Origin of the sequence: Alkalihalobacillus pseudalcaliphilus (assembly GCF_028610675.1) — a bacterium.
Taxonomy (GTDB): Bacteria; Bacillota; Bacilli; order Bacillales; family Bacillaceae_D; genus Alkalihalobacillus; species Alkalihalobacillus pseudalcaliphilus.
This window is the reverse complement of record NZ_JAQQWS010000026.1, coordinates 1-12,679: the sequence shown is the minus strand read 5'-3', so window position 1 is coordinate 12,679 and position 12,679 is coordinate 1. Positions and strand designations below refer to the sequence as shown.

At 41.9% G+C, this 12,679-nt stretch carries 10 protein-coding genes and 1 pseudogene; all 11 read right to left on the bottom strand.

Features of this window, described 5'->3' with window-relative positions:
* Positions 1 to 240: 240 nt before the first annotated feature.
* Positions 241 to 1,335 (bottom strand): peptide chain release factor N(5)-glutamine methyltransferase, encoded by a 1,095-nt coding sequence (gene prmC / locus PQ479_RS21765; protein WP_047986966.1) that lies wholly within the window; start codon positions 1,333 to 1,335, stop codon positions 241 to 243.
* 1 nt (position 1,336) lies between these two features.
* A complete protein-coding gene (gene prfA / locus PQ479_RS21760) occupies positions 1,337 to 2,407 on the bottom strand; it encodes a peptide chain release factor 1 (RefSeq protein WP_047986965.1) in 1,071 nt (356 codons plus the stop codon).
* Positions 2,408 to 2,714: 307 nt separating this feature from the next.
* Positions 2,715 to 4,469, bottom strand: coding sequence for a type VII secretion protein EssB/YukC (locus tag PQ479_RS21755; RefSeq protein ID WP_047986964.1), 1,755 nt, complete (start codon positions 4,467 to 4,469; stop codon positions 2,715 to 2,717).
* A gap of 820 nt (positions 4,470 to 5,289) precedes the next feature.
* Positions 5,290 to 6,168 carry a zinc ribbon domain-containing protein gene (locus PQ479_RS21750; protein ID WP_047986963.1) on the bottom strand — a complete coding sequence of 293 codons (879 nt, stop codon included), beginning with the start codon at positions 6,166 to 6,168 and terminating at the stop codon, positions 5,290 to 5,292.
* A gap of 15 nt (positions 6,169 to 6,183) precedes the next feature.
* Positions 6,184 to 7,095 carry a serine/threonine protein kinase gene (locus PQ479_RS21745; RefSeq protein ID WP_053070270.1) on the bottom strand — a complete coding sequence of 304 codons (912 nt, stop codon included), beginning with the start codon at positions 7,093 to 7,095 and terminating at the stop codon, positions 6,184 to 6,186.
* On the bottom strand, positions 7,096 to 8,034 hold the full coding sequence (locus tag PQ479_RS21740; RefSeq protein WP_047986962.1) for a PP2C family protein-serine/threonine phosphatase: 939 nt from the start codon (positions 8,032 to 8,034) through the stop codon (positions 7,096 to 7,098). It abuts the gene before it with no gap.
* A 6-nt stretch (positions 8,035 to 8,040) separates the two neighbouring features.
* Positions 8,041 to 9,819 carry a DUF6382 domain-containing protein gene (locus tag PQ479_RS21735; protein ID WP_047986961.1) on the bottom strand — a complete coding sequence of 593 codons (1,779 nt, stop codon included), beginning with the start codon at positions 9,817 to 9,819 and terminating at the stop codon, positions 8,041 to 8,043.
* Positions 9,820 to 9,846: 27 nt separating this feature from the next.
* Complete coding sequence (locus PQ479_RS21730; RefSeq protein WP_053070269.1) at positions 9,847 to 10,371, bottom strand: A24 family peptidase; 525 nt, start codon at positions 10,369 to 10,371, stop codon at positions 9,847 to 9,849.
* Positions 10,372 to 10,441: 70 nt separating this feature from the next.
* Positions 10,442 to 11,017, bottom strand: coding sequence for a TadE/TadG family type IV pilus assembly protein (locus PQ479_RS21725; RefSeq protein WP_047986960.1), 576 nt, complete (start codon positions 11,015 to 11,017; stop codon positions 10,442 to 10,444).
* A gap of 398 nt (positions 11,018 to 11,415) precedes the next feature.
* Entirely contained in the window at positions 11,416 to 12,102 is a 687-nt protein-coding gene (locus tag PQ479_RS21720) for a DUF4352 domain-containing protein (RefSeq protein WP_047986959.1), read from the bottom strand.
* A 20-nt stretch (positions 12,103 to 12,122) separates the two neighbouring features.
* Positions 12,123 to 12,679: pseudogene (locus tag PQ479_RS21715) on the bottom strand (DUF5702 domain-containing protein); the annotation flags it as partial.

The following is a 12,679-nucleotide window of genomic DNA, read 5'->3' as shown; positions in this document are numbered from 1 at the left end:
GCCCATGATCATGTCGACTAACCGCCCTCATCGACAGGTTCTCGACCTTTTTTGCCCATGATCATGTCGACTAACCGCCTTCATCGACAGGTTCTCGACCTTTTTTGCCCATGATCATGTCGACTAACCGCCTTCATCGACAGGTTCTCGACCTTTTTTTGCCCATGATCATGTCGACTAACCGCCTTCATCGACAGGTTCTCGACCTTTTTTTGCCCATGATCATGTCGACTAACCACATCACACACGCATATCCCCATAACACAATACAATTCGGTCCTTACCATTTATATCATTGATACGCTCGACTGTCGCTGCAGGAAATTGCTCTTCAAGCATTCTTCCTACATCCTCGGTCTGGCCTACTCCGACCTCAAATGCCACAAGGCCAACCGCTTTTATAACATCTGGCAATTGTTTCACTAGACGGCGGTAAATATCGTAGCCGTCAGCCCCTGCAAACAAAGCGAGCTCAGGTTCGTGCTGTCGAACATTCACCGCTAAAGATGCACGATCTCCCTCCGGAATATACGGTGGATTCGATACGACGATATCATACTTTTCACCAGCTGCAATTGGCACCTCCAACAAATCACTCAAGGTAAAAGTAACCTGCGCCCCTAATTGCTGGGCATTACTCTTGGCTATCACAAGTGCTTTATTTGAGATATCAAGAGCTGAGACGTTTGGATTACCTTGGCCTACTAAGTGCTTATTTTCCAAAAATCCACCAGTTCCAAGCGAATCAAATTCAACCTCGGTCCTATCAGCAGCACCGCTCTTCAACGCACCTCCAACCTCAGCCCCAGCAGTGTCTCCCGCCTTATCCGAACCTTCACCTTCAGCCCCAGCAGCAGCACCCTCCACAGCACCTCCACGATCAACCGCTCTAACGCCAACCTCACTAACCGCCCCTAACTCTAAAGCTAGGCTCACGGCAATCGCTCCGCTTCCGGTGCCGACATCAACCACAGATACGGCAGCGTCCGCACCAAACAGCTCGACTTTTTTCTGCAAAACAGCTACGACTAATTCCTCGGTTTCTGGGCGCGGAATTAACACATCCCCCGTCACATTAAAGGGGCGACCGTAAAATTCCTCGTAGCCGATAATGTGTTGAATGGGTACGCCGGTTGCGTAAGTGCCTACATCCTTTTGAAAATTTACCCATGCCGACCCATCAATCTCATCTCGCATCATCATGAACATGTGCGAGCGACTCACGCCGATATGTTCACGTAATAACCACTCCACAGCAGGCCGTTCCCACTCGGCCTTTTGTTCATCTAAAAAAGAAGAAGCCCATTGGAGGGCTCCATTTACGGTCATCTTCATCTTAATCTTCTGCTCGTTTCATTTGTTCTGCTTGCTCTTCTACAATAAGGGCATCGATAATTTCATCGAGTTTACCTTGTAAAATTTGGTCAAGCTTTTGTAAAGTTAAACCGATGCGGTGATCGGTGACACGACTTTGTGGGAAGTTATACGTACGGATACGCTCAGAACGGTCTCCTGTTCCAACGGCTGATTTTCTTGTTTCATCGTACTCAGCCTGCGCTTCTTGTTGGAATTTATCATACACACGGGCACGTAAAACTTTCATCGCTTTTTCTTTGTTTTTGATTTGTGACTTCTCATCTTGACACGATACGACCGTACCTGTTGGTAAATGTGTTAAACGAACCGCTGACATCGTCGTATTAACACTTTGTCCGCCTGGTCCACTTGAAGCAAACGTATCAACGCGGATATCTTTTTCATGAATTTCTACTTCAACCTCTTCTGCTTCAGGTAAAACAGCGACCGTTGCTGTTGACGTATGGATTCGGCCACCTGACTCAGTTTGTGGCACACGTTGCACACGGTGAGCTCCATTCTCATACTTCAATTTCGAATAGGCTCCTGCTCCATTGACCATAAAAATAATTTCCTTATAACCACCAAGCTCGGTTGATGTAGCCTCGATGACCTCGGTTTTCCAGCCTTGTGCCTCGGCATAACGAGAGTACATTTTATAAAGGTCACCAGCAAAAAGCTGAGCCTCGTCACCTCCAGCAGCACCACGGACTTCGACGATTACGTTCTTATCATCATTCGGGTCTTTTGGTAGCAGTAAAATACGAAGACGCTCTTCTAATTCCTTTTGGCGTGGAGTTAATTCACTGATTTCTTCCTTCACCATTTCATACATGTCATTATCGAGCTTATCTTCTAGCATTTGCTTGGCATCCTTTAGTTGCCCAGCGACTTCCTTGTACTCACGATACACTTGGACTGTTTCTTCTATGTTTGATTGCTCTTTCGAATATTCTCTTAATTTTTTTGAATCACTAATAACATCAGGATCACTTAATAATTCATTTAATCGATTATAACGGTCTTCTACCGATTGTAAACGTTCTAACACGACGCTTCACCTCATTAAAATTTCCAGTGCATAACAGTCTAATTATAGTATATCGTCAAAGCCTGGTCAATGCGACTCGTTTCTTCGAGCCTTTGTTCTCACATAAATCCCCTTAACCTACTAGTAAACATATTACGTCTTAACCCACCGTAACGAAACAACCTCTCGTGGGGACGCTTATCTTTATGTGCCAGTTAGCTTCATATCGCCATGAGCTTCATTACCTCTCTTGACGATCAGGGTCAACCACACGTTCTACCGCGACCCAAAAAGGTCACAACCCCCAAAAGAGGAAGTGACCATTCGATTAGCTTAAATCATCGATTTGATTTTCTAATGCTTCGATTTCATCTTCTTTTTCATCATCATCTAAATCGTCATCTTCGTTCACTAACTCAATTTCACGTTCTAATATGCGAATTTGTAAGCCAGTATCTTCTCGTTCAACAGCGATTTCCCTTGCTGTATCTAAGTCACCTTGTTGAAGATAGCTATTTCCGGCTAAAGCCTGAGCACGACCATGATCACTTAATTCCCCTTCATATAAGGCAATGATTTGTTCGTGCTCTCCATTGATTCGTGCCTGTTCCAAAATCACAACTGGATTTTCAGAGTCCAAGCCAAGGAGGGCTTCGTTCGCTTCATCATTATTTAATTGAGACAATCCTTCTACCGCACGCTCCTCTTGACCTAACGCAAAAAGCTTAAGCCAGCTGTCCACCGTATTATCTCGGATATAAAGTTGAGCGAGAGCTTCGTTATCCGCGGTGGTTTTGTCTGGGAGCTGTTCGAAAGCGGTGATCGCATGTTCTACTTCACCAGTAGCCATGACTTGGTAGGCGGATAGCTTTTGCTCTTGTGTTTGGAGCTCACCTTCAAGCTCTTCTTTTTCAGTCTCTAGCTCTGAATAGGTTTGCTGACTGGCTGTCATTTCATCACTAAAGGCCGTCATTACAGGTCTTGCTGAGCCGACATAGAAAAAGAGCGCCCCTAATATGAGGCCAATGAGTAAAACACCAACCATCGCTACGATTTGATTCCGATTAAAAGATTGCAAGAAGGATTTCTTCTCCACTTGTTGACCCTTTTGCTTTTTAGACTCATTCGGTTGTGATACCGCTTGATAATTTGACCGTGGAGCGGTTACCTGCTGTTGACCAGGAGCATGATTATAGGACGGGAATGGCTGCTGTGATTGGCCATGGTTCGGTTGAGCTTCTTGTTGCATGCCTGGACTCGGTCCAACAAGCGGTGATCCCTTCTGTGTCTGCTGCTTGACCTTCGCTTTCTTGGATGGCGATTTCTCATTCGGCTTTGGCTTCGCTTTTTCTACATGGCCCTTGCCCTTTTCATTCCCTTTAGCATTGCCTGCTCCAGCATTTGCAGATACCTGTTTTTTTGCCTTGCCTGACTCGGGATGAGGGCCTCCTTGTAAAGGTTCGTCCGTCCCAGCCATGGATTCATTAGCCTTCGGTTCAGGATATTCTTTTTCTAGAACCTCCTGTAATTGCCTAAGAGATTTGGCTTGGATTAATTGATCGACTAGCTCTGAATTCGATTTACCTTTAATAAAACCTTGTTCGACCAGCTGAGCAAACTCAATCCCCGAAAACAACGAAACAATTAAACACTTCAATTGATATAAAAATGTTTTACGCTCCACTTGCTCAGGTGGTAATACAGAGCGAATTCCGCGATGGAGGAATTTCACCTTGCCATCTTGTCGAAAAAACACATTGTGAGGCTCAATCGTTGTCGTAAATTGAGTCCCTTCAATTTGCTTAATATCTAATAGAGCCAAAGCCAGTTTCTGTTTTTCCTTTTGACTAATCGATAAGATTTCGTGGAATGCAAAATAACCAGGAGTTCTTTCATATGTAAGTCGAATCCATTCTTGGTTCATTTCTCGATTTTGTAAGGAGAAAAACAACGGATGCGGCTTCTTCAATTCATCTAATTGTTCCACTTCTTGAACATTCGTGCCGTTTTTATTTAATTCAACGATTAATGTATCATCATTTATTATCATGTTACCGTAGGAAAATGACCACTTCTTAGACATGAAACTCCCCTCCTTTTATATGAAAGTTAGTGCGAACATGGAGCGTTGCTCATCGCTACCGAAATTTATACTCCGCGCCCTGCTGGGTGGCGCTGAACTAACTAGCTTCGCTAGTGGATCTCAGCCCGCCAATGCCTCCCGCGGGAGTCTTCGCATATTTTCGTCCGCTGGGTTACCACTAATTCTTAAGTTCAAAAAACAATCCAACACTATTCTTTTAAAATGAAAAAGAAAAAATCAAATTGAATGAAGTTCCACCAGTTAAAATGCAAGACACCACTTTCATTCTTGTTGGTGATGATTTGTGACTGCAAATCATCATGAGCGTTTTATATGAAAGTTGATGCTGATGCTCAAATGCGGAGCTTTGCTCACCGCTACCGAAAATCATGCTCCGCGTCCTATGGGGTGGCGCTGAGTTAATCGGCCGCAGCCAGTGAATCTCAGCTCCGCCACTACGTCCCGCGGGAGTCTTCGCATGACTCGCCTGCTTGATTTCTGCTAATTCTCAAGTAAAAAATTAAAATAAAAAATCAAAATTGAATAAAGTTCCACCAGTTAAGAGCCAAACACTACCCTCATCTTTGTTGGTGGCAAAGTAATCTGCTTCGCCATATAGTTTTAATAAATGAGTGCAGCTAGAAAGTAAAAGGTGCTCGTTTCTTGAGCTTCGTAAGGCAACCTACAAGTCTCTACCCTGATGTCGCCCTACTAAAGCCTCTAAGCACCTTCCTCTTTTCACTTTTCCCATACTTACACCGACACCTTCGCACTAGAAATTCCACGCATACGATAGGTCGGCGAGTTAGCTTGCTCCAGATTAAAAGATTGCTCTAATTAGCCCATTTAATAAATAGTCTGAAGTAATGTAAAGCATTAGTCCGATTCCGACAAAAATGATTAACAGACCGTAAATGCTATCTAACCCTTTTGTTAGCTGCTCCTTATAATGGAAGAAAACCGCCACTACACCGGCAAAAATCATCGGAATAAATAAAATCACAGTGAAAAATAATAAGAAATTCAAATCAACCAACGCTGAAATGAGATAAGCCGCCGATAAATAAACAGGTACGCTTAAAAACACACCATACTGACTAATCAAATCATGAAAACCGACATCGACTTTATAAATGGACTTTAAGACGATAAATAACAGTCCGGCAATGGCTACAAGGAATAAAGCCATAGAAATCAAACCTGTAAAGAAGACCTCGAAAAAGCTAATATTCTCAAATCTACTTAACGTACTGTTCGTATACTGAAAATACGTGGCGAGAGCGAAAAAGAAGGCAATAACGCCGATGTTAATATAACCAAAAATGAAGTGCGATTTCTCAAATCTTAATGCTGTCTCTGCAGGAGCTTTTGCCTGACCAAATATAAATGAAAAATAATCATTCGCTGCTTTTTTCGCTTGCTCAACCTTTTCGTTCGGTTGCTTATTTGACGAAACAGCCTCCCCAACGCCTGTTGCATCAGCCGTTGCTGCCGCCTCCTCTGTCGACGTTTGCCCTGGATTAACAGGCGGTTCTTGCTTAATCTTGTTACCCGCCTCGCCTTCATTGCTCGGAACGATGATATCTTCTTTCGTTGTAAACGGTTCTTCGGCATTTAACGGCTGCTCGACCTTTGCCCCACAATAAATACAAAACTTATCTTCTTGGCTTAGTGTTTTTCCGCATGATGGACAATTCATGAACAATCACCTCTTTTATAAAATTTGATCGAATAGTATATACGTGATGACCATAAGTAAGCTCGCAATCGAGAGCACATATTTGGTTACAAGCCAAGCTTTACCACTTGTGCCTTGCCCTAGCTGCCAGGTAGCCTCGAGAAGATTCGTTTTCACCTCAACAACTGAGGCTGGCCTTTTGCTTGGTTCTAACTGAACAAGGTCGTCAATAAGCTGTTTCGTTGCCTTTGATAAATGAGGCCTGAAGTGAGCAATCGGTTTCTGAGTAATGTAGACGAATTTACCGCCACTTAATAAGTAATACATTAAGGCTCCTAACGAGAAAAGATCCGTCCTCCTATCCGACTGCTGTTTTTCAAACTGCTCAGGTGCAGCGAAACCAACTGTACCGATTTGTAGCGTATCCTTGAGCTTCGACTCATCGAACTTACGAGCAATACCAAAATCAATTAACTTGATCTCTCCTGTAGGCATAAGCATAATGTTACCCGGCTTTAAATCACGATAAATAATTGCTGGCTGTTGCCCATGTAAATAGCTTAAAATATCGGTTAGCTTCAAGCTCATTTCAAGAACCGTCTCTTCAGACATGGGCTCTTGCTGATTTTCGTAGAACTGTAATAGCGATTGACCTGCCACATACTCTTGGACAAGGAAGAAATAGCGTTCATCCTCCGATGGAAAAAAATCGGCTATTTGCGGTAGACCAGGATGGTGAAGCTCACTAAGTAGCTTCGCCTCCGAGAAAAGGCGCCTCGAAATTTTCTTTTGCATATCGGCAACCTTAATCGCCCATACTTTCGCCGTATCGCCTACCTCATTGGCTAAATAAACCGCCGACATTCCACCTGAACCGATTTGCCTAATAATTTCGTATCTCCCTTTTAAAATATCACCGGCTTGGAAATGTATATCATGCTTCGCCATTTAATCGGTTCCTCGTTTATACTTGGACAGGAGACTTTTCCACATATTCTTATGATCGGTCGCTGCCACTTGATCTTTGGCAAATACGTTCCGAACAAGAAGCACGGTGATATTATCGCGAGTGCCTGAGAAGTTTGCGAGTTTAACTAAATAGTCGGCAATCATTTGCAAATCGGTATATTCTTTTTCCAAGCCTTGCAAAGTTCGAATAATCTCCTCATCAGAAAACATCGAGTAAAAACCATCACTACACAAAAGAAATAAATCACTAGAATGATAAAAGCCGACTTGCTCAAAAGGGTCGACACCCTCTTCAATCCCCAAACACTGTGTCAGCATGTTTCTCTTCTGATGATTACGGGCTTGCTCTCTTGTTAGCTTTCCTTTTTTCACTTGCTGCTCAACCCATGAATGGTCCTCTGTTAAGAGAGCCATTTCCATTTCACCTTCAAGCTCTTCTGTGTCTTGTGGGGTCAGATCATGACCATTTACTTGCTGCTGATGAATGAAACGCTGAAAGCCTTGGCTACCTTTTATTTGGTAAATCCGACTATCACCAACGTGGTAAAGCTGATAATGACCAGCGTGCATCACAACTAAGGAAAGCGTTGTGCCGAGCTTCGTACCGACCTTCAAAAGCTCCTCGTTCATTTTCGTAAAAAGCTTTTCAAATTCTACCGATAATAGCTGCTGAAGGTTCTTCTTTTTAATTAGTTTTGGAACTCGCTTCTGCCACCATTCGTCAAGAAGCAAAACAACGAGCTTACTCGCTTCAGCTCCCGCCTTATAACCACCCATACCATCTGCAATGGCTAAGAGACCAAATTCATGCCCTTTTGGGTCCGTCGTCATTTTTAAAAAATAGTTATCTTCATTGCGTTGTTTGACTGGTCCTGTATGGGTGGCGAGACCTATTTGCCAATTATGATTAAACGTCATACCCGACTACTCCCATTTAAAGGTATAATCGACTTTTCCAATGGAGACGACATCATCGATTTGTAGGGCATATATTTTATAAGGTACAAGTGCTTCACCATTTAACTTCGTACCATTCTTTGAACCTAAATCCTTAACTCCATAGCTATTTTCAATTCGAACAAATTCAGCATGAACGCGGGATACACCGACACTGTCCTCGACATAAACAACTGCTTCATCATTTCTTCCAATCGTAAAATGAGTTTCAGCCAGCTCAATCTGTTCAAAACCGTCCTCGCGCTCTACTTCAAGAAACGGATTCGAAACTTCTAGATTTTCTTCCTCATCACTATCCTCACCTAAAAGCACAGTATCATCACTTTCAGAAAGAAGACCTGTATCCATCATTAACGATTGATCGTCTTCTAAATAAGCCATTGGCACTGGTTTTGGTTTGGCTTTTTTTGAAACTTTCGTTGCTATTGGAGCTTGCAGGTCGTCATTATAAGAAGGCATCGACTCTGGTTTTGTCGCTACTGCCACCGCAGAAGGTGCTGCCGCCGTTGCCTCTTGTTTTACCGGTTGCGGCCTAGCTGGCGCTGGCGGCTGGTAATGGGCTTGAGTTTGATTCATTCCAGCTGCTTGTGGGAACTGGTTAAATGACTGCTGATTTGGTTGATTATAGCTATAGTAACCTTGTTGATTTGGCATCTGGGCTGCTTGCTGCTCCTGAGTCGCTGCCGCTTCATCTTGCTGATCTTGTTCTTGACTGGCTCCCGCTTTACCGACTTTGAAGAAAAAGATGAAATAAATGGCTGCCGCTATCAGTAGAACGGTTGCTGCGATACTCGTATAAAAAATCGCCTGAGTCGGAATCGTTTCAAATAATTTCCATATTAAAGCAATCGCTAATGCTGCCCCGACGCCTATATAAATCTTGATTCGTTGTGGTAGGGGCTCACCCTTACCTTTATTTTTTGTTGTTTTTGTTTTTTTCTTTTTCCCACTGGCCTTTTTCTTTTTGGCAGGGTCTTGCCTGAATGGATCAAAATCGGCTGGGCTGTCTGATTCTTGACCATTTTGAGCATGATTCGGCTGCTCTCCACCTTGTTGTTTTGGGGCCTGTTGCTGATAGCCATTTCCATTTGCTTGCCCCTGTTGATTTTGTTGTCCAGGCACAAAGCCCGGTCCACCTTGATAAGGATTCGGTCGAAGCTGTTGTAGCTCTAATAAAAGCTCCTTCAGACCTGATAAATTAAAGGAGGAATTATCAATGTATTGCTGAATCGTATTTAATTCACTACCTTGTAAGCTATCAACCCGTTCAGCTATTGAGCCTAATAACTCCTTTAAATCGTCCATCGTTGTTGTTTCTTTTTCCAAACCTTGTACAGGCGCATACGTTAAATACAGCTGCTGTGTTGTTTTACCAAGGTAGATAAACTCCTCTTGTAATATGTACTGATGCTCATTCAGCATGTAAAGTTTGCTCTGTTCAAGCGTTGAAATGATGTTCATAAATAATTGATAAAACTCATGCGAGGATAACATATATTGGTTTAAATAAACGTTTAATTGACGCTTTGACGTCACGTCATAATAGAGCTTGAGTTCAAAATCAATCTCTTCAACCGAAAGCGGTAAAAGATTAGGTATTTGGTTCGACTGCATCATTCGTAGCTGGAGTTGAATTAAATCCTCTTCCGTTAACGCTTGCTCTTGCTTTTCTTTCACAACTAAGTACTGGCCATTTTTTTCGATATATTCATAATGTAAGCCAAAGATGGTCTTGCTTTCTCCCATGTTTCTTCCTCCTATCTCGAATTCCAATTAGAACTTTCCTAAGTAAATATACGCTGTGACTACAGCAGGGATAACGGCATACATAAACGGAAAACGAGTCGCTTTTGTTGCCTTAAAAGATTCTAAATGTGATAAGTCCTTTGATGTTAAGCTACTAATCATCGCAAACAAACCCGTTACAAGACGCCTTAAGAAGGTTCTTGTGAATAAAAGTAAGATGATCGCAATCAATCCTGCATAAATAATCGAATACATCATCACATTCAAAACATTGACGACACCTATCAGCGCACCAATCCCAGCAAAAAGCTTCACATCTCCTGCACCTAGTGCTTTAAATACATATAAAAGTAAGAAAATAAGTCCAGCAACCAGTAAACCAAATACAGAAAAAACTAACCCTTCTATCCCACTCGCAATCAGATGATAGACAAGCCCAACCGCCATCGCCCCTGCGGTCAACCAATTCGGCAACTTCTGATAGCGCACATCTAAATACAACGCCACCAATAAATACACAAACACAATATAGTCATAGATTTCTAGATTCAAAAAATCACCTCGTTTCTATAAGCTAGATAAACACTTTACACCTGAAAGGACTCCTAACCCCTGTTTAAGACTACGAGCCGGTCCAGACTTTTTCGTAAGCACTTTGTTCTAAAGTAATGGTTCGATTCACAAATGGAGCTACAATGGGTACTTCATATGTAGCGGTAATTCCGATATAGCCTTTGAATTCTGGGAAAGAGAGATTGCTAACATCGACATCAGTCACTGTAACTCCATCTTTCTCAAATCTTCCGTCTGAATTTGCTCTTTCGAAGTTATTTTTCACAAATGGGTTAGCGGCCGTACTAGCTACACCAGACAAAATTCCATGTATATCAATATCAAATGCTTCAAAGATTTCTCCAACTAATTCGGAGATTTTGTCTAGACTAACTTCATCCTCGGTCGTATTTTTAATCCATTTATCAGCAGCGTTTGTGCCACCTTCAGCTAATAAAGCGAATGGATAAGCATGTGTCGCTACGATTTGGGTTGTCTCACTTACAGCTTGTTTTAAAGCCATATCAGCGACCGATATTCGAATCATCATCGCCAGGAACACGGTAAATAGCAAAAATACAGGCAAAACCATCGCTGCTTCTAACGTTAGGCTACCATCCTCACTCCTTCTAAACTTTGTAAACATTTAAGCTAAACCTCCCTTTCTTACAAAACTCCATAGGGAACATAACATGTTATTTGTATTTCCCCTTCTTTCATCCAAATAAAACCATAATCATCCAATTTTTTATAAATAATCCTAAAGGCTTCCTTCTTCCAATCGTTCTTTACCTCACTCCAGCTATTTTGTTACTTTGGTGCTGTGAGAGTCATACATTATTCGCGGATGTCACTCACGTTAAAACTCCAGTAAGCATTATTATAAATAACACCAGCTGCAATTAACCCTTGGTTCAGATATATAATTGAATGTTTTTCATATCACTATCCTCCAATCTGTCTATCACTCTAATTCAATTAAACCCAATCGTTTAACTCAAGTAGAGTGGAGAAAGGTTTGTTTACCTTTCTCACTCACTTTCTTTATTCCATTTCATCTTCTGTGAATGTCCACACTGCATCGTTATATACGCCATCTGCAGCAATTAAGCCAGGCTGTACTCGGATAAATTGTTCTTCTCCATTTCTCGCATGGAATAATATTTGGCCACTCATTTCATCCCCAGGACCTAATTCACCACTAACCGAATCTATCGTTTCATAATCCCCAGAATAGTCTCCCGAACCTGAACCTGATAACCTTGACGTTTGCTCCAACACACCCACTGGGTTAGTTGCATCTAATGGTTCATCACCAATATTTTTAATTGTTGCATCCACAACTAAAAAATAGTCAAACATTGAACTATTATCCTCAACTGTCTCTTCCTTTTTCACAGAATGAATCGTAATCTCATAAGCACCTTGGTTACTTGAAATCTGTGCAGTATCACCAATTCCTAAGTCTAGTTGGTCGCCGAACTCTTGGTCAGCTCCTAACCCTCCTCCTGTATCGCTTTCGTCATCACTTTCGGTATTTTCATCGCTATCATCTTCGCCTTCATCATTAGTACCTTCATCTACTCCATTATCATCATTTTCCACCTGCTCATCACTTGTACCATTATCATTATTGTTTGCCGGTGTATCCGTATCCTCATCATTACTACAAGCCACTAAAAGACTTCCGGCTAATAATGTGATCCCTAATGCTTTTGTTATTTTTTTCATGATAGTCTCCTCCAAATGAATCAATATGAGTAATAAATTTCTTTTTCAATAATAAATTCCCTATCCCTTACTTCACCACTTAAAACACCAGCATTACTTAATAATGATGTAACACCTGGTAAAAACCAAAGTTGTACTTTCGATGAAGCCGTTCCTTGAATATACGTTGGTAATTGTTTTAAATCTGAATCGGTTTTATGATGAATCCTCGCCATCGTACGAGCAATTTTATTTCCCTCTGGATGAATGAAGAGAAATAGTCTTAAGTGATCTTTATACGTCATACTAAATCCAGCTCCATTAAAGAATTCCACAGATTCGCCATTTCTAATAAAATCAATATCATTTACAGTTTCCTTCAAAGCATAAGCTATCGCTGCTATCCACATAAACTTACCGAATGCTCTTACTTCGGTTTGCGTAAACGCCTCAACAAAGTTTACGGCGAATCGGAAGGCGAAGATTTCGGCCATGGCTGCGGCGAAGTTGTCGGCTGAGTCTCGTTGGCCGTATAGGATAAATTCGATTTCATTTTGGTCAATGCTGTAGTCTTGTTTTGAGAAATCATGAGATTCAA

Bases quoted from the DNA above. Each gene is read 5' to 3' on its own strand.
- prmC (WP_047986966.1), bottom strand. From the start codon at position 1,335: ATGAAGATGACCGTAAATGGAGCCCTCCAATGGGCTTCTTCTTTTTTA.
- PQ479_RS21755 (WP_047986964.1), bottom strand. From the start codon at position 4,469: ATGTCTAAGAAGTGGTCATTTTCCTACGGTAACATGATAATAAATGAT.
- PQ479_RS21750 (WP_047986963.1), bottom strand. From the start codon at position 6,168: ATGAATTGTCCATCATGCGGAAAAACACTAAGCCAAGAAGATAAGTTT.
- PQ479_RS21745 (WP_053070270.1), bottom strand. From the start codon at position 7,095: ATGGCGAAGCATGATATACATTTCCAAGCCGGTGATATTTTAAAAGGG.
- PQ479_RS21740 (WP_047986962.1), bottom strand. From the start codon at position 8,034: ATGACGTTTAATCATAATTGGCAAATAGGTCTCGCCACCCATACAGGA.
- PQ479_RS21735 (WP_047986961.1), bottom strand. From the start codon at position 9,819: ATGGGAGAAAGCAAGACCATCTTTGGCTTACATTATGAATATATCGAA.
- PQ479_RS21725 (WP_047986960.1), bottom strand. From the start codon at position 11,017: ATGTTTACAAAGTTTAGAAGGAGTGAGGATGGTAGCCTAACGTTAGAA.
- PQ479_RS21720 (WP_047986959.1), bottom strand. From the start codon at position 12,102: ATGAAAAAAATAACAAAAGCATTAGGGATCACATTATTAGCCGGAAGT.